General features: G+C 71.2%; 15 protein-coding genes. 11 read left to right on the top strand and 4 right to left on the bottom strand.

Annotated features, from left to right (window positions below):
* Positions 1-172: 172 nt before the first annotated feature.
* The gene (locus B0E54_RS06795; protein ID WP_234582397.1) at positions 173-898 is read left to right on the top strand and encodes a methyltransferase domain-containing protein; all 726 of its coding nucleotides are present in this window, start codon (positions 173-175) and stop codon (positions 896-898) included.
* 31 nt (positions 899-929) lie between these two features.
* Here B0E54_RS06795 and B0E54_RS06790 read toward each other — a convergent pair whose 3' ends face one another.
* The gene (locus B0E54_RS06790) at positions 930-1,937 is read right to left on the bottom strand and encodes a LacI family DNA-binding transcriptional regulator (protein WP_234582396.1); all 1,008 of its coding nucleotides are present in this window, start codon (positions 1,935-1,937) and stop codon (positions 930-932) included.
* Positions 1,938-2,083: 146 nt separating this feature from the next.
* On the opposite strand from B0E54_RS06790, the gene B0E54_RS06785 reads away from it, so the two are divergent.
* From B0E54_RS06785 to B0E54_RS06765, 5 genes are read left to right on the top strand one after another with little or no spacing between them, the layout of a single operon-like run.
* Positions 2,084-3,598: an alpha-N-arabinofuranosidase gene (locus B0E54_RS06785; protein ID WP_234582395.1), complete on the top strand. Its 1,515-nt coding sequence runs from the start codon at positions 2,084-2,086 to the stop codon at positions 3,596-3,598.
* A 60-nt stretch (positions 3,599-3,658) separates the two neighbouring features.
* Positions 3,659-4,987 carry an ABC transporter substrate-binding protein gene (locus B0E54_RS06780; protein ID WP_234582394.1) on the top strand — a complete coding sequence of 443 codons (1,329 nt, stop codon included), beginning with the start codon at positions 3,659-3,661 and terminating at the stop codon, positions 4,985-4,987.
* A gap of 6 nt (positions 4,988-4,993) precedes the next feature.
* Positions 4,994-5,959, top strand: coding sequence for a carbohydrate ABC transporter permease (locus B0E54_RS32740; protein ID WP_234582393.1), 966 nt, complete (start codon positions 4,994-4,996; stop codon positions 5,957-5,959).
* Positions 5,960-5,969: 10 nt separating this feature from the next.
* The gene (locus B0E54_RS06770) at positions 5,970-6,827 is read left to right on the top strand and encodes a carbohydrate ABC transporter permease (protein WP_234582392.1); all 858 of its coding nucleotides are present in this window, start codon (positions 5,970-5,972) and stop codon (positions 6,825-6,827) included.
* A complete protein-coding gene (locus tag B0E54_RS06765; protein WP_234582391.1) occupies positions 6,824-7,849 on the top strand; it encodes a glycoside hydrolase family 43 protein in 1,026 nt (341 codons plus the stop codon). Before B0E54_RS06770 ends, B0E54_RS06765 begins: the two co-directional genes overlap by 4 nt.
* A gap of 42 nt (positions 7,850-7,891) precedes the next feature.
* On the opposite strand, the gene B0E54_RS06760 is transcribed toward B0E54_RS06765, so the two are convergent.
* Complete coding sequence (locus B0E54_RS06760; RefSeq protein WP_234582390.1) at positions 7,892-9,388, bottom strand: amino acid permease; 1,497 nt, start codon at positions 9,386-9,388, stop codon at positions 7,892-7,894.
* 196 nt (positions 9,389-9,584) lie between these two features.
* Here B0E54_RS06760 and B0E54_RS06755 point away from each other — a divergent pair, with 196 nt between their 5' ends.
* Both B0E54_RS06755 and B0E54_RS06750 read left to right on the top strand, forming a co-directional pair.
* Positions 9,585-11,234: a glycoside hydrolase family 10 protein gene (locus B0E54_RS06755; RefSeq protein ID WP_234582389.1), complete on the top strand. Its 1,650-nt coding sequence runs from the start codon at positions 9,585-9,587 to the stop codon at positions 11,232-11,234.
* A gap of 178 nt (positions 11,235-11,412) precedes the next feature.
* Entirely contained in the window at positions 11,413-11,949 is a 537-nt protein-coding gene (locus tag B0E54_RS06750; RefSeq protein WP_234582388.1) for a phospholipase, read from the top strand.
* Positions 11,950-12,041: 92 nt separating this feature from the next.
* Here the strand turns inward: B0E54_RS06750 and B0E54_RS06745 are convergent, their stop codons facing one another.
* Together B0E54_RS06745 and B0E54_RS06740 are read right to left on the bottom strand one after the other, a co-directional pair.
* Positions 12,042-14,888 carry an adenylate/guanylate cyclase domain-containing protein gene (locus B0E54_RS06745; RefSeq protein WP_234582387.1) on the bottom strand — a complete coding sequence of 949 codons (2,847 nt, stop codon included), beginning with the start codon at positions 14,886-14,888 and terminating at the stop codon, positions 12,042-12,044.
* A gap of 152 nt (positions 14,889-15,040) precedes the next feature.
* Positions 15,041-15,253: a zinc ribbon domain-containing protein gene (locus B0E54_RS06740; RefSeq protein WP_234582386.1), complete on the bottom strand. Its 213-nt coding sequence runs from the start codon at positions 15,251-15,253 to the stop codon at positions 15,041-15,043.
* An 83-nt stretch (positions 15,254-15,336) separates the two neighbouring features.
* Between B0E54_RS06740 and B0E54_RS06735 the strand changes: the two genes are divergently transcribed.
* The 3 genes from B0E54_RS06735 (at position 15,337) to B0E54_RS06725 (ending at position 21,398) form a co-directional block, all read left to right on the top strand.
* Positions 15,337-16,938, top strand: a complete 1,602-nt coding sequence (locus tag B0E54_RS06735; protein ID WP_234582385.1) for a lytic transglycosylase domain-containing protein — start codon at positions 15,337-15,339, stop codon at positions 16,936-16,938.
* A gap of 72 nt (positions 16,939-17,010) precedes the next feature.
* A complete protein-coding gene (locus B0E54_RS06730) occupies positions 17,011-18,027 on the top strand; it encodes a GNAT family N-acetyltransferase (protein WP_234582435.1) in 1,017 nt (338 codons plus the stop codon).
* Positions 18,028-18,119: 92 nt separating this feature from the next.
* Entirely contained in the window at positions 18,120-21,398 is a 3,279-nt protein-coding gene (locus tag B0E54_RS06725; protein ID WP_234582384.1) for a lamin tail domain-containing protein, read from the top strand.
* Positions 21,399-21,434: the final 36 nt, after the last annotated feature.

Here is a 21,434-nt window from a genome sequence, read left to right as displayed (position 1 = left end):
CCCCCGATGAGCGTGATGACTGGGCGGCATCTTGATGCCGCCCAGTCATCACCCTCGACCGGGAGGTGCCTCGGACGGCCGACACGCCAGCCGACAGCCGGGCAATCACGAAACGGCGGAAACGGGAATACCGGGCGCGTGGGCGGGTAACGCGCGGCGGGAGGTGGCCCGAATGGTCGCTTTGGCACAGACTCCGCCCTCGGCCGACCGGCTGCGGTTGATCGACGAATCCCTCGCGCAGGCGTGGGCGGACCAGGTCCGGCACGACGACCGACTGCGCGCTCTGGCGGTCGAGGTGCGCTTCGACCGGGGGGTCGCCCACCTCACCGGGGAGGTGGCCGAGCCCGCCGAGCTGCGGTTGGTCCGCGACCTGGTGGGGCGGCTGGCCGGCGTCTACGGCGTCTGGTGCCGCGTCGGCGTCGGTGACCGGGAGCCGGTGGTGGTGGACCTCGGTTGCGGGCCGACCAAGCAGTGGTCGAGCAACCTGGGGTTGGACATCTACCCGGCGCCGGGGGTGGACGCGGTCGCGGATCTGTCCGGCTCGCTGCCGCTGGCGGACAAGTCGGTGGACGTCCTCTTCGCGGTGCACATCCTGGAGCACCTGATCGACTTCCTGCCGCTGGTGGACGAGTGCCACCGGGTACTGCGGCCGGGTGGCGTCCTTCACGTTATGAGCCCCTGGTGGGGGCACGTGAACGCGGTCGCCGACCCGACGCACGTCCGGCTGATGGACGTGCAGACGTTCAAGGGGATCTGCCAGCTCCGACCGCCGGGCACGCCCCGGTGGTACCCGCTGCACGCGGGCTGCGACGGCGCCTCGATCTTCGCCGACCTGACCCCCCTGCCTCCGGAGGCCGACCCGGCACCCCCGTCCCACCTGGCCCGCTTCTTCGACTGAGCACCGGCAGACGGCCGAACCCGGTCCGGGATTACGGGGCCTGGGTGGACTCGCGGATCTCCAGGCGGTAGGGGGCCGAGAGCTCCTTCGCCGGGGCGGCGCGGTCGCCGTCCAGGCGGTGGGCAAGGAGTTCGACTGCCAGTTGGGCGATCCGCTCCTTGTCCGGTGCGACAGTGCTCAGGGTCGGGATCGAGAACCTGCCGTCCTCGATGTCGTCGAAGCCGACCACCGCCACGTCCTCGGGCACCCGCAGGCCGGCCTCGTGCAGGGCACGCAGGGCGCCCAGGGCGAGCGTGTCGTTGAAGCAGAAGACGGCGTCGGGGCGTACGCCGGCGGTGAGCAGGCCGCGCATCGCGGCCGCGCCGTCGGCGCGGTGCCAGGCCGGCGCGGGCGCCACGAGGGTTTCGTCGTAGGGCAGACCGGCGGCCCGCAGCGCCTCGGCGTAGCCGGCCAGGCGCAGGCGGGCGCTGGCGCCCTCGTCAGTGCGCTGCGAGCCGATGGCCGCGATCCGACGGTGGCCGAGCTTGATCAGGTGGTCGGTGATCTCGCGGGCGGCGGTCACGTTGTCGATCACCACGCGGTCGGCGGGGCCGTGGTCGACGCGCTCGCCGAGCAGCACCATCGGGGTGCCGTCCAGGCCGGCCAGGTCCTCGGCGGTGAGCGCCAGCGGGCTGAAGATCAGCCCGTCGATCAGGTGGTCGGTGATGCCGGAGGCGACCACCCGCTCCTGCTCGCGCCGGCCGCCGGTCTGGTCGATGAGCACCGTCCAGCCGTAGTCGGCGGCGGCGGTGACCACGTAGCGGGCGAGTTCCGCGAAGTACGGGATGTCCAGTTCCGGCACCGCCAGGGCGATCACCCCGGTACGCCCCTTGCGGAGGTGACGGGCCGAGAGGTTGGGCCGGTAGTTCAGTTCGGCGATGGCCTCCTCGACCCGGGCCCGGGTGTCCGGACGTACGTGCACGTAGCCGTTCACCACGTTGGAGACGGTCTTCACCGAGACGCCCGCCCGTTCGGCCACGTCCTTGAGCCTGTGTCGCACGCCGCAACCTCCCCGATGTAACCCAGCGCACCATACCTCGTCAGCAGCTCTTTACAACGTTGCCTACAACGTTGTAGAAACGAGGGACGCCGGGTGGGCGGTGACTGCGGTCACCCGGTTCCGGCACTGAGGAAAGGTGGCATCCCTTGCGGACCGCGCAGCTGACGATCGACCCGGCCTTCAAGATCGGGCCGGCCGACCGACGTCTCTTCGGCTCGTTCGTCGAGCACATGGGGCGGTGCGTCTACGGCGGCATCTACGAGCCCGGCCACCCCAACGCCGACTCCCGCGGCCTGCGCCGCGACGTGCTGGACCTGACCCGTGAGCTGGGCGTCTCGGTGGTCCGCTACCCGGGCGGCAACTTCGTCTCCGGCTACCGCTGGGAGGACGGCGTCGGCCCGGTCGGTGACCGGCCGCGCCGGCTCGACCTGGCGTGGAAGACGATCGAGACCAACGCGTTCGGGCTGGACGAGTTCATGACCTGGGCCGCCGAGGCCGGCGTCGAGCCGATGATGGCGGTCAACCTGGGCACCCGCGGCGTCCAGGAGGCGCTCGACCTGCTGGAGTACGCGAACCACCCGGGCGGCACCGAGCTGTCCGACAGGCGCCGCAAGCACGGCGCGGAGGACCCGTACGGCGTGCGGCTGTGGTGCCTGGGCAACGAGATGGACGGCCCGTGGCAGGTCGGCCACAAGACCGCCGACGAGTACGGGCGGCTGGCCGCCGAGGCGGCCCGCGCGATGAAGATGATCGACCCGTCGATCAGCCTGGTCGCCTGCGGCAGCTCCAACCGGCGGATGCCCACGTTCGCGGCGTGGGAGGCGACAGTGCTGGAGCACACCTACGAGCACGTCGACTACATCTCGGCGCACACCTACTACGACCCGTCCGACGGCGACCAGGCCAGCATCCTGGCGTCGGCCGTCGACATGGACAACTTCATCACCGAGGTCGTGGCGACCGCCGACCACGTGGCCGCCAGGCAGCGGCAGAAGCGCAAGCTGAAGATCTCGTTCGACGAGTGGAACGTCTGGTACGAGTCCCGCCTCCAGGCCGACCTGGACCGGCGTGGCTGGGTCGAAGCGCCCGCGCTGATCGAGGACGACTTCACGGCGGTGGACGCGGTGGTGGTCGGTGACCTGCTGATCACCCTGCTCCGGCACGCCGACCGGGTCGGGGTCGCCGCCCAGGCCCAGTTGGCCAACGTGATCGCGCCGATCCGCACCCGCAACGGCGGCCCCGCCTGGCGGCAGAGCATCTTCCACCCGTTCGCGCTGACCGCCCGGTACGCCCGGGGCACCGTGCTGCGCACCGAGCCGGTGTCGCCGCGCTACGACACGAAGAAGTACGGGGACGTGCCGGTGCTCGACACGGTCGCCGTGCACGACGAGGAGACCGGCGAGCTGACCGTCTTCGCGACGAACCGTGACACGACGGACCTCGCAGTGGACATCGACCTGCGCGGCCTGCCCGGACTATCCGGTTACTCCTTCCAGAGCATCGCCGCCGGGTCCGACCCGTCGGCGACGAACACCGAGGCCGAGCCCGACCGGGTGACGCCGCGGGAACTGCCCACCCCCACCCCCGACGGCGGCCGGTGCACTGTGCGTCTGCCCGCCGTGTCGTGGAGCGTGCTGCGCTTCGGCCCGACCGGCGTCTGATGTCGTACCGGTTCTGAGCAGGCACAATTCATCCCGTCCCCCTCCAAGGAGAGATACAGCATGATCCAGAACGACATGAGCCGGCGACGCCTGCTCGGCCTCGGTCTCGGAATCGGTGCCGCGGCCTCGCTGACCCTCGCCGGCTGCGGCGGCGGCGACAGCACCTCCGGGCCGGCCGCCGGTAACGGCGGCAAGGAGTACACCGGCCCGAAGGTCGACCTGAAGCTGTGGAACGGGTTCACCGGCGGCGACGGCGACATCTTCAAGGCGCTGGTCAACCAGTTCAACACCGAGCACAAGAACATCGCGGTGTCGGTGGCCACGTACCAGTGGGAGGACTACTACAACAAGCTTCCCGGTGCGGCCTCCAGCGGCAACGGCCCGGACATCGCGGTCATGCACATGGACCAGCTCGCCACCTTCGCCGCTCGTGGCGTGATCACCGAGCTGGACGACGTGGCCAAGAACCTGGAGCTCTCCGAGGGCGACTTCGCCCCGACCGTCTGGAAGGGCGGGATCTACAACAACAAGCGGTACGGCATCCCGCTGGACATGCACCCGCTGGGCTTCTACTACAACAAGGCCGTCATGCAGAAGGCCGGCCTCGACCCGAACAAGCCGCCGGCGACGAAGGACGACTACACGGCGGCCCTGGCCGAGCTGAAGAAGGCCGGTGTGCAGGGCTTCTGGGTCAGCCCGTTCCAGTTCACCGGCGGCATGACGTTCTACTCCCTGCTCAACCAGTGGGGCGCCACCCTCTTCGACGCCGAGGTGGCCAAGGCGACGTTCAACTCCGACCCGGCGGTCGAGGCGTGCACCTGGCTGGTCGACATGATCAAGCAGGGCTACTCGCCGGCCAACGTCGGGCAGGACGCCGACTACCTGGCGTTCAAGAGCGGCAAGAACGCCTTCACCTGGAACGGCATCTGGCAGATCAACGACCTCAAGAAGAGCCCCGAGGTCCAGTGGGGTGTCGCCCCGCTCCCGCAGATCGGCAGCAAGCCGTCCGCCTGGGCCAACTCGCACAACTTCACGATCGTGAAGCAGCGCGCCAACGACGCCAACAAGGTCTCCGGGGCGAAGGTCTTCATCAACTGGCTGAGCCAGCACTCGCTGGACTGGGCCAAGGGCGGGCAGATCCCGGCCCGCAAGGAGGTCCGTGAGGGCGCCGAGTTCAAGGCGCTGCCGGAGATCTCGTCGCTCGCCCCCGAGCTGGAGTACGCGGCTTTCCCGCCGGCGGCGCCGGGCCTGGGCGAGGTCATGACGACCTTCTACAACTCGTTCAACGAGGCCGCGCTGGGCAAGAAGTCGCCCAAGCAGGCGCTCGACGACGGCGTGTCCAAGGCCAACAAGCAGCTCGAGGACAACCGCAAGAAGTACGGGAGCTGATAACCCGTGGCGGACGTGATCGAGGTCGGGGCGGCGCGCGGTGACGCGCCGCCCCCGGCGGCCAACGCAGCCCGCCGGGGCGCCTCGGCGGGCCGGACCGGACGGGCGACGCCATACCTGTTCCTCGCCCCGTACCTGGTCCTGTTCGGGGTCTTCGGCCTGCTGCCGATCATCCTCGGCCTCTGGCTGAGCGTGCACCAGTGGGACTTCCAGCTGCCCAACCGACCCTTCGTCGGGTTGGACAACTACACGGAGCTGTTCTCCAGCGACTCCGCCGTCTACGGCGACTGGTGGGAGAGCGTCCGGGCCACCGCGATCTTCACGGTGCTGTCGGTGCCGCTGCTGGTGGTCGTACCGCTGGGGTTGGCTCTGCTGTTGAACCGCTCCTTCCCGGGCCGCACCTTCTTCCGGGCGATCTACTTTGCCCCGTACGTGCTGGGCGTGGCGGTGATCGGCCTGCTCTGGCGGTTCCTGCTCGACGCCAACCTGGGCCTGGTCAACCGGCTCCTCGGAGTCGTCGGCCTGCCGTCGGACACCCCGTGGGTGACCAACATGCCGTGGGCGTGGATCTCGCTGGTCGGGGTGACCGTCTGGTGGACCTCCGGCTTCAACGCGGTGATCTACCTGGCCGGTCTGCAGGACATCTCGCCGGAGCTGTACGAGGCGGCCCGGATGGACGGTGCCAACGCGTGGCAGCGGTTCCGCAATGTGACAGTGCCCGGGCTGCGGCCGGTGCTGCTCTTCGTGATCACCACGACGGTGCTCGCCTCGGCGAACATGTTCGGCCAGTCGTTCCTGATCACCCAGGGAGCGCCGGGCACGGAGACCCGCACAGTGGTGTGGTTCATCGTCGAGGAGGGCCTGCGGGACAACGACGCCGGTCGCGCCGCCGCGATGAGCATCGTGTTCGCCCTGCTGCTGGCGGTCGTGAGCATCGCCAACTTCCGCCTCTTCCGCTACCGGGAAGACTGAGGGGACCGCCATGACGACGCCCACGCCGACCACCAACGGCTCCGCCTCCGGGCTGCGCCGGGTCGTCTTCTACGCCACTCTGGTCGCGCTCACCCTGATCTTCCTGACCCCGCTGGTGTGGATGGTCATCACCTCGCTGAAGACCTACACCGCCGCCCAGCAGATCCCGCCGAGCTGGCTGCCGAACCCCCTCGCCGGGTACGGCTACGAGCAGATCCTCAACAACTCGGCGAACCCGGTGCTGCGCTGGTTCCTCAACAGCATGGTGGCGGCCACGCTGCACTCGCTGCTGGTGCTGGTGACGGCCTCGATGGCCGCGTACTCCCTGGCCCGGCTGCGGTTCCGTGGACGCGGGGTGACCTTCGCGCTGATCGTCGGGACGCTGTTCATCCCGCCGACCTCGCTGATCATCCCGAACTTCCTGATCGTCGACCAGCTCAACTGGATCGACACCCTCGCCGTGGTGGTGGTGCCCGGCGCGGCCAGCGCGTTCGGGGTGTTCTTCCTGCGGCAGTTCTTTCTCTCGCTGCCGAACGAACTGGAGGAGGCCGCCACCCTCGACGGCGCCAACCAGTGGCAGATCTTCGTCAAGGTGGTGCTGCCGCTGTCCAGGCCGGCGTTGGCCACCCTGGCCGTGCTGTCGTTCCTGACCAACTGGAACGACTTCCTCTGGCCGATCTTCGTGCTGTTCAGCCCGGAGAAGTTGACGCTGCCGCCGGGCCTGGGCCTGCTCCAGGGCTCGTACGTCACCGACTACCCGGTGATCATGGCGGGCGCGGTGCTCGCCAGCCTGCCGGTGCTGATCCTCTTCGTGCTCGCGCAACGGCACATCATCCAGGGCGTCTCCCGCAGCGGCCTCAAGGGATGACGCGCTCGACCGCCCGGCGACGCGGCGCGGCGGCGATCACTCTCGCCGCCGCGCTGCTCGTCACGGGCTGTTCCGACGGTGACGAGACCACCTACACGAGCAACGGGAGTGGCCCGAGGATGTTCACCAACCCGGTCGTCAGCACCGACGCCCCGGACCCGCAGGCGATCCAGGTGGGCGACACCTGGTACCTGTTCCACACCAACTCGCAGGGCCACAACGTCCCGGTGCGCACCTCGTCGAACCTGGTCGACTGGACCGAGGCGGAGGACGCCCTGCCGACGCTGCCGGACTGGGCGGACCCCGGCAAGACCTGGGCGCCCGAGGCGATCGAGCTGGCACCGGACCGGTTCCTGCTCTACTACACCGTCGCCGGGCGGGAGTCCGGCCGGCAGTGCGTCGGGCGGGCGGTGGCCAGCGCGCCGCAGGGGCCGTACTCCGACGACGCGACAGGCCCGCTGATCTGCCAGGCCGACCTGGGCGGGGCGATAGACGCCAGCCCGTACCGGGACACCGACGGCAGTCTCTGGCTGCTGTGGAAGAACGACGGCAACGCGATCGGGGTGGACACCTGGATCTGGTCGCAGCGCCTCGCCGACGACGGCCTGACCCTCGTCGGTGAGCCGACGAAGCTGCTCAAGCAGACCGAGCCGTGGGAGGGCACCCTGATCGAGGGGCCGTTCTTCCACCGCCAGGACGGTCGGCTGCTCCTGTTCTTCGCCGCCAACGCCTACGACCGGGCCGAGTACGCCGAGGGCTACGCGGTCTGCGAGAGCCCGACCGGCCCGTGCGTGAAGGGAGCCGAGAACCCGATCCTGAAGAGCAACGAGGCCGCCTCCGGCCCGGGGCACGCCTCGATGGTGGTCAAGGACGGGCGCACCTGGCTGCTGTACCACGCCTGGCCTCCGGGCCAGGAGGGCAGCACCGACCCCGGCCGTCAGGTGTGGCTCGACGAGGTGACCTGGGTCGACGGCAAGCCTGTCGTCAAGGGTCCGACGGCCACGCCGCAGACCCGGCCCTGAGCTGATGAGTGCGGAGGGGCGCTCGGCCCCTCCGCACATCGGTCAGGCGCTCGGTTCGCGTGGCGCCGGGGCGACCGCCGGTTCGTGCTGGGCCAGCCGGTTGCGGCGGTAGCCGTAGCCGAAGTAGATGATGCCGCCGAGCAGCATCCAGGCCAGGAACCGCAGCCAGGTCTCCACCGACAGGTTGAGCATCAGGTAGAAGCAGGCCAGCGCCGAGACGACCGGCAGCACCGGGGAGAACGGCACCCGGAACGGCCGCTCCAGGTCGGGGCGCTTGCGGCGCAGGATCGGCACCGCGATCGAGACCAGCACGAACGCGCAGAGCGCGCCGATGCTGACCAGGTCGGCCAGTGCGGACAGCGGCAGGAAGCCGGCCAGCAGCGCGACCGCCACCGTCATGATCGCCGAGATCCGGTACGGGGTGCCCCACCGCGGGTGCACTGCCGCGATCGAGGGCGGGATCAGGCCGTCCCGGGCGATGGCGAAGCCGATCCGGCCCATCGCCACCAGGTCGACCAGGATGACGCTGGTCAGGCCGGCGACCGCGGCGATGGAGACGAGCGTCGCCGCCCAGCCGGCGCCCACCGACTCGAACGCCGAGGCGATCGGGGCGCCCCGGTCGATCTCGGTGTACGGCACCATCCCCACGACCACAAGCGAGACACCGATGTAGAGCACTGTGGAGATCAGCAGCGTGCCGAGCAGACCCAGGGTGAGGTCCCGCTTGGGCCTGCGCGTCTCCTCGCCCAGGTTGGCGACGGCCTCGAAGCCGGTGTACGCGAAGAAGACCACCGCAGCGGCGCTGAGCACCCCGACGAAGCCGAAGACCGACGGCTCCAACCCGAACAGCGCCTGCGTCACCGGCTGCTTGATGCCGTCGTCGCCACTGCCGGCGGGCTCGGCCGGCGGGATGAACGGGGTGAGGTTGGCCGCCTTCACGAAGAACAGGCCGGCGACCACCACGAAGACGCAGATCGACACCTTGACCAGCACCAGCAGGTTGGTGATCCGGGCGGACTCCCGGATGCCGACGATCGCCACGATGCCGAGGATGAGCACGATGGCGATCGCGCCGATGTTGACAGTGCTGCCCTCCTCACCGAACCACCGGGTCGGCAGGTCGAGCAGCTCGGCGAGGTAGCCGGACCAGCCGCGGGCCACCACCGCCGCACCGAGCGCGAACTCCAGCAGCAGGTCCCACCCGATGATCCAGGCGACGATCTCGCCCATCGTGGCGTACGCGTAGGTGTAGGCGCTGCCGGCGGTCGGCACGCTGGAGGCCAGCTCGGCGTAGCAGAGGGCGGCGAGCAGGGCGACCACGCCGGCGATGGCGAAGGAGATCACCACGCCCGGACCAGCGCTGTCGCGGGCCTCGATCCCGGTGAGCGTGAAGATGCCCGTGCCGATCACGATGCCGATGCCGAAGCCGGTGAGGTCGATCGCGCCGAGCCGCCGCTTGAGCCCGAGTCCGCCGTCGGTGCCGTCGGCGTCGCCCTGGGCTATGACGTCCTTGATTGGTTTGGTTCGCAGCACGGACATGCGCTCACCCCTCCCCACCGTGCGGCCACCACCGCAGCGGCCGGTGACCGCCGTGCTACCCAGCCGGAGGAATGGTCAACCACGAATACTTGCGGTGGCGACGCGATTGTGAAAATTTCCTTCTGTACGCAGATAGGCAGCGGCGAATCTTGCCGCACCCACAGTGCACGGGAGCCCCAATGAAGGGACATACCGCATGAAAGCAACCCGACTCACAGCCGCCGGTCTGGCCGCGGTTCTGCTCGGCTCACTCGCCGCCGCCACCCCCGCGAACGCCACCACCACCCCCACCACCCCGACCTGCGTCACCAACCCGGCCACCCCCAAGCGACAGTTTCGGGCGATGTGGATCTCGTCGGTGGTCAACATCGACTGGCCCAGCAAGGAGTCCCAGACCAGCCCGGACCGGGTCGCCGCCCAGCAGGCCGAATACCGGGAACTGCTCGACCTCGCCGAGCGGTTGAACCACAACGCCGTAGTGGTGCAGGTCCGACCGACCGCCGACGCGCTCTGGCCCTCGCCGTACGAGCCGTGGTCGGAGTACCTGACCGGCGTACGCGGCCAGGACCCGGGCTGGGACCCACTGGCCTTCCTGGTCGCCGAGTCGCACAAGCGCAACCTGGAGTTCCACGCCTGGTTCAACCCGTACCGCGTCTCCATGCCGGCCCCCGGCGGCGCCGGCGCCGACGTCAGCCAGCTCGCGCCCGGCCACCCGGCCCGGCAGCACCCGGACTGGACCTTCGCCTACCCGCCGGCCGGCGTGGCCGGCAGCCGGCTCTACTACAACCCCGGCATCCCCGAGGTCCGCGAGTTCGTCCAGACCGCGATGATGGACGCGGTCAAGCGGTACGACATCGACGGCGTGCACTTCGACGACTACTTCTACCCCTACCCCAGCGGCACCTGGCAGGTGCCCGACGACGCCACCTTCGCGGCGTACAACCGGGGCTTCACGGATCGGGCGGACTGGCGGCGGGACAACATCAACCTGCTGATCCAGGAGATGAACGGCAAGATCAAAGCGGCGAAGCCGTGGGTGAAGTTCGGCGTCAGCCCGTTCGGCATCTGGCGCAACGCCAGCGCCGACCCGCTCGGCTCGGACACCACCGGCAGCCAGTCGTACGACATCATCTCCGCCGACACCCGCAAGTGGGTCAAGCAGGAGTGGATCGACTACGTGGTGCCGCAGCTCTACTGGTACATCGGCCAGTACCCGGCGGCCGACTACGCGCGGCTGGTCCCGTGGTGGGCCGAGACCGTGCGCGGCACCCGGGTCCAGCTCTACATCGGCCAGGCCGACTACAAGAGCGGCGATCCGGCGTACGGGCCGTACTGGCAGAACCCGCGTGAGCTGTCCGACCACCTCACGCTCAACCGGTCGTACCCCGAGGTGCAGGGCAACGTGCACTTCTCGGCCGTCCAGGTGCGGGCCAACCGGCTCGGCGCCACCGACATCTACGCGGCCGAGCACTACTCCCGCCCGGCTCTCGTGCCGGCCATGCCGCACCTGCCGGCGAAGCCGTTGCTCCTCCCGGTGGTCACCAGGGTCGCCCGGGAGGCCGACGGGGTGCGGCTGACCTGGCGCCAGCCCGCCGACGGCGTGGGCCCGCTGGGCACGGCCACGTCGTACGCGATCTACCGCTTCGACGGCACCACCCTGCCCGGGCGGTGCGCCACGGCGGACGCCACGCACCTCGTCGACACCGTCCGGGCCACCCCCGGCGGCGCCCAGTCCTGGGTGGACACGACGGCCGAGCCCGGCCGCCGGTACACCTACCGGGTGACGGCGCTGGACCGTACCGCCAACGAGAGCCCGGCCAGCCCGCCGGCGTTCCTGCTGCACTGACCCGTTCCGCGAAATGCCCCGGGTGCCTCGCGCACCCGGGGCATTCGTCTGTTTGAACGTATGTCACCAATAGTTGGCGGCGCACATACCGCCCAGTTGATCAGCTGATCGACACTCATCGACATCCGGTAACCCGCCGGTAACTTCCGTCCCACCGCTCACCCCGCGGAGGTAAACCGTGCCCCGACGTCTCGCCACCCTGTTCGCCTCGGGCGCGCTCGCGCTGCTCGCCACCCTCGCCGTCGCCTCCCCCGCCGCCGCCGTCACCCCCGCGGAGCGACTGTCCGTGCTGTCGAGCTGGACCCAGACCAGCGCGTCCAGCTACAACTCCTGGAACAGCGCCCGCGTCAACCGGGCTCCCTGGACCGAGTACAACTTCGACTGGTCCACCGACTACTGCTCGTCCAGCCCGGACAACCCGCTCGGGTTCACCTTCAACCTGAGCTGCTACCGGCACGACTTCGGCTACCGCAACTACAAGGCGGTCGGCCAGTTCTCCGCCAACAAGTCCCGCCTGGACAACGCCTTCTACGCGGACCTGAAGCGGGTCTGCGCCACGTACAACACTGTCGTCCGCCCGGCCTGCTACAGCCTGGCCTGGACGTACTACCAGGCGGTGCACATCTTCGGCTCGGTGGCAGCCGTCCAGCAGGCCGACATCGACCGAGCCGCCCGCATGAAGGCCCAAGCCGAGGCCAAGGCCGCAACCCACTAACCCACCCCACCCCACCCGTCGCGTTGATCATGAAGTTGTTGCCCGTCCGCCCGGCGTGTCGCGGCAACAACTTCATGGTCATCGGTGGGAGGTCAGGCGCGTTCCGTTCGGGTTGCCGGGTGGTGGCGGTTGGGGTCCGCCGGGTGCGGGGGCGGCGCGTGTTGGGACAGGTCGGTGCTGAAGCGGGTCGAATCCGCCGCCAGGTCCGGGTGTTCCACGTCCAGCGCCAGGGCCACGGCCTCGTCCAGGCCCATCTCGGCGCCCTCCCCGTACGCGTCGTCGAACGCCGCGTCACCCGCCATCGCCCGCAGCTCCGCCTGCTGGTCGGCCCAGTAGCCGCCGTAGATGCCCGGTGTCGCTCGCATGCTCGCCCGGGTGGCCTGGGCCGCCCCGAACAGCCGGGCGGCGGTCAACCGGTCGCCACCGAGAGCGCAACGCACCGCGATCGCGTTGAGCGTGTCGCACGCCCGGCCGTGGTAGCCGTGCCCCATCCGTGAGCGCAACGCCACCAGCAGGTGCTCGTGCGCGGCGATCACGTCGCCCCTGGCCAGCGCGACCATCCCGAGCAGCATGTCCACCGAACGCCGGCCCCGCTCGACCGGCCGGGCGGCCTCCACCGGACGCGCCGCTCCCAGCAGCTCCGCCGCCTCCTCCAGCGCGCCGCGCCGCCACAGCAGCTCGGCCAGGCTGAACACGGCGAACAGCGCCTCGCCGACCACGTCCTGCCCGTGGGCCCAGTCGATGACCTCCCGACAGACCCGCTCGGCCTCGAAGAACTGGCCCATGTCCACCAACGGCGCGGCCCGGCCGGCGAGCACCCGGGCCAGCAGCCCGGCGTCGCCGGCCTGCCGGGCGGCCGCCTCCGCCCGCTGCGAGTAGCGCAGCTCCTCCGCGAACTCGCCGTCGGCGCCGGCGTGCAGGGAATGCATGTGGTACGCCGCCGCCAGCTCCGCGTCCGGGATCCGCTCGCCGGTCTCGGCGATCCGTCCGTACAGCCGGAACAGCCAGAGCCGGCCCTCCCGGGCCAGCCCGCGCTCACGCCACCACTGGTCCAGCCCACCGGCCAGGCGGAGACCGGCACGGGCGCTGCCGCCGGTGGCACACCAGCGCAACGCGGACCGCAGCTCGTCGGCCAGCGGGTCGAGGGTGTAGAGCGACAACGTCACCGGCCGGCCGTCCGGCCCCAGGTGGGCCCGCTCCAGCGCGTGCGCCGACCAGGCCACGTGCCGGTCCCGGGCAGCCTGCTCCTCACCCGCCTCGGCCAGCCGCCGCGCCGCGTACGCCCGAATCGGGTCGAGCATCCGGTACGAACTGCCGGCGGCGCGCGGCTCGGCCAACACCATCGACTTGTCGACAAGCACCGACAGTGGATCCAGCGGGTCGTCGCCCAGCAGCCACTCCACAGTCGGCAGATCCACCGGCCCCGCGAAGACCGCCAGCCAACGCAACAGCCGCGCGGCCCGGGGCCCCAACGTGCGGTACGACCAGGTGACGGTCGCCTGCATGGTCAGGTGCCGTTCGGTGGCCGAACGCTGCACGGCCCTGCTCGCCGGGGTGGGCGGCGGTGTCCCGATCGCCGCTGCCACGAGGTCCACGGTGTCCTGTTGGTTGCCGGACCAGCCCCGCTCCACCGGCGGCGGATCCGGATCCTCCCGGCCGGCGTCCAACGTGCCGAGGACGTCGTCCAACCGCTCGGCCAGCTGACCCACCGAGAGCACCCGCAGCCGGGCGGCCGCCAACTCGATGGCGAGTGGCAGCCCGTCCAGCCGCTGCACCACCCGCCGCAGGTCGGCCGACTCGGACGGATCGGGCCGCCGACCGCCACGGGCCGCCGCCGTACGGTCCAGCAGCAGCGCGACAGCGTCGCTCTCCACGCCGTCCGGACGGGGATCGACCGAGAGCGGCGGGATCCGCCAGACCACCTCGCCGGGCAGGCTGAACGACTCGCGACTGGTCGCCACCACCCGCACCCCGCCCCCGCCCGAGAGCAGCCGAGAGATGACCTCGCCGCAGGCGGCCGGTTGTGTGTCGCAGGTGTCCAGCACGACAAGCATCCGGCGGGCGGCCGCGTACTCGACGAGGGTGTCCAGCATCGGGCGGCCCGGCTCGGGCCGCAGCCCGAGCACCGCGGCGATGGCGAACGCCACCAACCCCGGGTCGGTCACCGCGGCGATGTCGACGAACCAGACCCCGTCCGGGTACGCCTCGACGACGCTACCGGCCAACTCCACGGCGAGCCGGGTCTTTCCCGCGCCACCCGCGCCCAGCACGGTGACCAGTCGGTGCCGCTCGACCAACCGGCCCAGCTCGGCCCGCTCGACCTCCCGCCCGACGAACGAGGTCACCTGGGTCGGCAGGTTGTGCGCCACCGCGTCGGCGGTGCGGGGGCGGGGGAACTGCCGTTCCAGGCCGGGCGCGACCAGTTGGAACAGCCGCTCCCGGTCGTCGAAGCCACGCAGCCGGTGCAGGCCCAGGTCCAGCAGGGTGGCGCCCGGGGGCAGCGGATCGGCCCGACGGGCAGTGGACGCCGAACAGAGCACCTGACCGCCGTGCGCGGCGGCGGCTACCCGGGCGGCCCGGTGCACCTCGGGGCTCGCGTACTCGCCGTCGCGGGGCTCGGCGTAACCAGTGTGCAAGCCCATCCGCACCCGGGGCGCGGCCTCCTCGGTGGGCCAGTCGTGGCTCGCCAACGCCCGCTGGGCGGTCAGGCAGGCGGTCAGCGCCGCCGCCGCGTCGTCGAAGGCCAGGAAGAACGAGTCGCCCTCGGTCAGCAGCTCCGCGCCACCGGTGGCGGCCAGGGTGCGGCGCAGCAACCGGCGGTGCTCGGCGAGCACCGGGCGGTAGTCCGCGCCGAGCAGTTGAGCCAGCCGGGTCGAGCCCTCGATGTCGGTGAACACGAAGGTCACCCAACCGCTCGGGAGCTGGATCCGTGGCGACATGCGTGGAACCTCCGCCCGTGACGTCGGGTTCATGCTGCCTGACTCCGAGCGGTCACGCATCGTGAGAACGGCCGGGCACGTGCCGCCTCAAGGTGCCACTCGAACCCGCTCCCGGCAAGGCCAGCCCACCGGCCGGCCACCGGAACGCCAGCTCAGCAGCCGCAGGCACCACCGCAACAGCCACCGCCACCAGCGGGAGCTTGCGCGCCACCAGCGCCCCGACCGGTGACCGACACCGCCGAGAGCAGCTTGACCGTGTCGGCATGACCCTGCGGGCAGGTGGCCGGGGCGCCGGCCTCCGCCATCGGACGGTTGACCTCGAAAGTGTCGCCGCAGGCGCGGCAGCGGAACTCGTACCGGGGCATGGCGATCAGGGTACGTGGGCCTGACGCTCGCCGGGGACATGAGTGATACTCGACGGGTGGTGGACGGCGAGGACAAAACGCGTGTGCAACCGCTTCGGCCGGCCGCGCCGCTGGACGGGCCGCTGGCCGAGTCGGGCGCCGCACCGGATCCGGCGCCCGCGGCCGTGCCCCGCCCCCGCCGGCCCTGGCTTCGCGTCGGCACGACCGACGCGAAGGCCAAGGCCCCCGCGACGTCCGTGACCACCGACGCACCCCTTTCCCCGAACGTCGGTGCCCCGACCGGTGACCAGTTGGGGGCCACCGGCGACCTCGCCCCGGCGAAGCCCTCTTCGGACACCACCGACCCCGACGCCCCAACCGCAGCCGACGCCGGCAGCGCCGACGCGGAGGCCGACGACGCGAAGGCCGAGAGCCCGACGCGCGACGACGCCGAGGGCGACACCGCGAAGGCCGACAGCATCGGAGCCCCGAAGACCGACAACCCGCGAGCGGACACCGCGGAGGCCGAGAGCGCGAAGACCGACGACGCGAAGACCGACGACGCGAAGGTCGACGTCGCGAAGGTCGACGACGCGAAGGTCGACGACGCGAAGGTCGACGACGCGAAGGTCGACGACGCGAAGACCGACACCGCGAAGGTCGACACCGCGACAGCGGCGGGCGCGACCGCCACCGACCTGACGGCGACCAAGGTGGACGGTGTCGCCGTGGTGCCGGTGCCCGAACGTGGCCGTCGGCGGCGGGTGCCGTTCGCGCACGCCGTACGGGTGCCACCGCCACGTCAGGCCGCGGTGACCGCCGCCCGGGCGACCCGCGCCTGGGCCCGCCGGCCCAGCGGTCGACTCACGGTCCCGGGAGTCTTCCTGCTGGTCCTGGTGGCCGCGACCGCCGCGGCGGGGGCGTTGCTCGTCCCGGCGACCATCCGGGGATCCCGACCGGTGGCCGACGTCACGGCCGCGCCGACCGTGGCCCTGCCGCCGGCGGTGCCCCTCGACCCGCTGCCCACCGGGCCCCTGCCCACCGGGCCGATGCCGACCGCGCCGCTCCCCACCGGAGCGTTCCCCAGCGGCGGCATGCCGACCGGGCCGACCGTCGGTCCGACGGCCGGCGGCCGTCCCTCGGACTCCCTGGCCGCCTGGGCGCAGCAGGTCGCCGCCAAGGTCAACATTCCCGCGACCGCCGTGCAGGCGTACGGGTACGCCGAGGTGATGCTCGCCCAGACCAATCGCAGTTGCGCGCTGAGCTGGACGACGTTGGCAGCGATCGGCCAGGTCGAGTCCGGGCACGGCTCGGCCAACGGCGCGCGCTTGGGGGCGGACGGCAAGGCGCTGCCCCAGATCATCGGGCTGCCGTTGGACGGGAACGGCGGCCGGATGCGGATCATCGACACCGACCGCGGCGCCCTGGACAAGGACAGCACGTTCGACCGCGCGATCGGGCCGATGCAGTTCATCCCGACGACCTGGCAGGAGATCGGCGCGGACGCCGACCAGGATGGCGTCAAGGACCCGCACGACCTGGATGACGCCGCTCTGGCGGCCGGCAACTACCTGTGCAAGGGCGGCCGCAACCTCAGCATCCCGGGCGACTGGTGGAACGCGATTCTGTCGTACAACGACGTGCGCCAGTACGCCAAGGCCGTCTACGACACCGCTGACCGGTACGGACGGGCCAGCCGCACGTGATGTGATCGTCCGCGTACATTGGAGAACTGGACACTTCCCCCGAGCAGCCGTTAGCGGCAAGCTAGACGGGTGATGGTGCGCGAGTGGGACCCCAGGACCGCGTCGTCCGCCGAGATCGCGTCGCTGCTGACAACGCTGAACGCGGTGCTGGCGGCCGATCTGCCGCAGGACCCGCCGTGGCGGGAGACCTCCCTGCGGGAGTATCTCGGCGAGGTGATGCCCGGTGAGCGGCGGATCTCCTGGCTCGCTCAGGCCGAGCCGACCGCTCCCGGTGAGACGGGCGCCGTCCTCGGGCAGGTCCACGTGCTGCTCCTCGGTGACATCGGGGTGCTCGAGGTGCTGGTGCATCCCTCCGTCCGACGCAACGGCCTCGGCCGCGAGCTGGTGCTGCGCGCCGCCCGCCGCGTCTACCAGGAGGGTTTCCAGTCGATCGGGGTCGAGGTGGTCGGCGACACGCCGGCGGTGGGCTTCTACGAGTCGCTCGGCTTCACCCGGGAGTACGTGGAGACGCGCAGCGTGCTCGACCTGACCTCGGTGGACTGGGCCGAGCTGGCCGAGATGGCCACCGGGATCGGCGCGGGCTACCACCTGGAGTTCTATCCCGGTGGGCCACCGGACGACCTGATCGAGTCGTACGCGCGGGCCAAGGCCGAGGTGCGCGACGTCGACGACGGCGAGCTGCGTCCCAGCTCGTATGACCCGGAGCGGCTGCGGGACAGCCTGGACACCCTGCACCGGCGGGGCATGAAGCCGTACATCGTCCTGGCCCGGCACGAGCAGAGTGGCGAGGTGGCCGGCCTGACCGAGGTCGTGGTGCCGGCGCAGCACCCCACCCGAGCCGACCAGTACGACACGATCGTCGCGCAGGACCACCGGGGTTACGGCATCGACCGGGCGATCAAGGCGCGGATGCTGCTGGAGCTGCGCTCCGCCGAGCCGGAGCTGGCCGAGGTGCAGACCTGGAACGCCCAGGCCAACGAGGCGATGCTCAAGGTCAACGCGGAGCTGGGCTACCGGCCCGACCGGGACTGGTGCGAATACAGCGTCGACGTCGCCGAACTGGTGCACCGCCTCGACCCGCCGCGCTGAGGAATTCACGAAACTGTCCGGTGGGGGATGGACGATGGACGGTTACGCCCCTTAACGTGCGTTGACTCCCATCCACCCATCGTGGAGGCCCTATGCGCCCGCGCCGCACGACAGCAGCGCTCGCGATCGCCACCGCCGCAGTGACCGTCACGGCCCTCGGCGTCACACCCACCGCGGCCAGCGCCGCGCCCACCGACCTGTTCATCTCGGAGTACGTCGAAGGCTCGTCGAACAACAAGGCGATCGAGCTGTTCAACGGCACCGGCGCCGCCGTCGACCTCACCGCAGGCGGCTACCAGTTGCAGCTCTACTTCAACGGCTCCACCACACCGACAAGCATCGCGCTGGCCGGGACCGTGGCCGCCGGTGACGCGTTCGTGTTCGCCAGCGCCTCGGCCGGGGCGGCCATCCTCGCCCAGGCCGACCAGACCACCGGGGCGAGCCTGTTCAACGGCGACGACGCGATAGTGCTGCGCCGGGGCACCACTGTGCTCGACTCGATCGGCCAGGTGGGCGTCGACCCGGGTGCCGAGTGGGGCACAGGCGCGACGAGCACGGCGGACAACACGCTGCGCCGGCTGCCCACGGTGACGTCGGGCGACACCGATCCGTCGGACGCGTTCGACCCGGCCGCGCAGTGGACCGGTCTGCCCGTCGACACCTTCGACGGGCTCGGCTCGCACACCGTGGACGGCGGCGGCCCGGTCGATGCGCCGGCCACACTGACCTGTGGTGGGCCGCTGGTCACCGCCGCCGGGACGGCCGCGAGCCGCGAGGTGACCGCCGTCGACCCCGACGACACGATCGTCGACCTGGCGGTGACCGCGATCAGCCCGAGCCCTGCCTCCGGCTCGATCACCCGTACCGCGTTCACCCCGGCCGACGAGGTGGGCGGCACCGCCCGCGCCACGATCAGCGCGAGCGCCGACCTCACCGCCGGGGCGTACACCGTCACCGTGACCACTACCGACGCGGGCGGTGGCACCGCCACCTGCGCGCTGGCCGTGCAGGTCACCCGGGAGCTGACCGTCGGCGAGGTGCAGGGTCCGACCACCGACGCCGAGTCCGGCCCCGCCGACCGGTCACCGCTCGCACCGGCGAGCGGCAACGGCACCAGCAGCACGATGTACGACGTCCGGGGCGTGATCACCCAGTTGACGCTCGCCCGGACGGCGGCCGGGGCGGAGCAGAACGGGTTCTTCCTGCAGAGCCGCAGCGGCGACACCGACGGTGACCCGACCAGCTCCGACGGCGTCTTCGTGTTCATGGGCACGTTCACCTCGCTGATCGGCGGCTACGTGCCGACGGTCGGCGACGAGGTGGTGCTCCGGGCCCGGGTGTCGGAGTACTACAACCTCACCCAGCTCTCCGGCGCGTCGCTGGTCCGCCAGATCGCCACCGGCCTGGACGTGGACACGACTGTCGCGGTGACCGACGCGGTGCCACCGGTCGAGCTGACCGAGGCGCAGCGCTGGTGGGAGCGGCACGAGGGCGCCCGGCTGCGCGTCCGCGCGGGCAGCGGCGCGGTGAGCGGTCGCGACGTCTTCTCGTCCACGGCGGACGCGGAGCTGTGGGTCGTCGACCGGGACGACCCGCTGCTCGACCGCGCCGACCCGTACGCCCGACGGGTCTTTCGGGACTCCCACCCGCTGGACAACGACCCGAGCCGCCGCTTCGACGATGGTAACGGTCAGCGCGTGCTGCTCGGCAGCATGGGCGTGAAGGGCACCGCCGGGGACAGCACCGCGCTGCTCCCGCCGGCGCACACCTTCGACACCCTGCGCGCGGATGCGGTGGGCGGCGTCTACTACTCGTTCGAGAAGTACGGCGTGCAGGTCGAGCGGGCCGAGTTCGACGCCGGGGCCGACCCGTCGAAGAACAACCCGCCGAAGCCGGCGGACCGTTCCCAGGAGGTAGCGGTCGCCACGTACAACGTGGAGAACCTGTACGACTACCGCGACGACCCGTTCGACGGCTGCGACTTCGCCGGCAACTCCGGCTGCCCGGGCGTCAGCCCGCCGTTCGACTACGTGCCGAGCAGCGAGGCGGACTACCGGGAGCACCTGACGTCGCTCGCCGACCAGATCGTCTCCGATCTGCACGCGCCGGATCTGATCCTGGTGCAGGAGGCCGAGGACCAGGACATCTGCACGGTCTCCGGTGCGGCGCTGGCCTGCGGCGACACCAACAACGCCGACGGTGCTCCGGACAGCATCCAGGAGTTGGCGCTCGCGGTGGCGGCGGCCGGCGGGCCGGCGTACGCCGCGACCTATGACCGGACCGGCGCGGACGCCCGCGGTATCACCGCCGCGTTCCTGTACCGCACGGACCGGCTGTCGTTGGCGGCCGCGACGGCGAACGACCCGCTGCTCGGCTCGGCGCCGACCGTCCAGTACCGGGCCCCCGGGCTGCCGGGCAACGCCGACGTGCAGAACCCGAAGGCCCTCAACGCGGTGCTGCCGGCCGATGTGGACACCTCCACCGGCAAGGACGGGAACAACGTCTTCACCCGGGCACCCCAGCTGGGCAAGTTCACGGTCGCCGCGGCGCCCGGTGCGGCCGAGCGGTTCACCCTGTACGCGCTGAGCAACCACTACTCCTCCGGCCCGGACGGCCGGATCGGGCAGCGGCGGGAGCAGGCGACGTACGGCGCGGCGATCGTCACCGCGATCGAGGCGTCCGATCGGAGCGCCCGGGTGGTCTACGGCGGGGACCTGAACGTCTTCCCCCGCCCGGACGATCCCATCGCCACCGCGGCGCAGCCGACGCCGTCGGACCAGCTCGCCCCGCTCTACGTGGCCGGCCTGCACAACCTGTGGGACACCCTCGTCGCACAGGTGCCCGCGTCGGCCTACTCGTACAGCTTCGAGGGGCAGGCGCAGACTCTCGACCACCTGTTCGTCAACGACGCGCTCTACGGTGACCTGGTGCAGGTGCGGGCGGCGCACGTCAATGCCGACTGGCCGGCGGAGTTCACTGGTGACGGGTCGCGGGGCTCCAGCGACCACGACCCGCAGGTGGCCCGTTTCCGGTCCCGGGCGTCGTTGACCGTCGCCGACACGTCGGTGGTCGAGGGCGACCAGGGCACCCGTCAGCTCACCTTCACGGCGACCGTGTCCCGTCCGTTGTCCCAGCCGGTGCTGCTCTGCGCCGCGACCGTCGGCCTCACGGCGCAGGCGGGCTCGGACTTCGACGCGTACGCCGGTTGCCGGGTGTTGGCCGCCGGTGACACCTCGGTGGCTTTCCCGGTCACCGTGCGGGGTGACCGGCGGCGTGAGTCGGACGAGAAGTTGACCCTGCTGGTGGCCGGGGTGCCCGGCCTGCGGCTGGCCGACCCCCTGGCGACCGGCACGATCACCAACGACGACTGAACGACGGCACTGACGGCCCACCCTCCGGTTTCCCCG

Source organism: Micromonospora sp. MH99 (assembly GCF_021442385.1).
Taxonomy (GTDB): Bacteria; Actinomycetota; Actinomycetes; order Mycobacteriales; family Micromonosporaceae; genus Micromonospora.
This window is presented reverse-complemented; position numbering and strand designations above follow the sequence as displayed.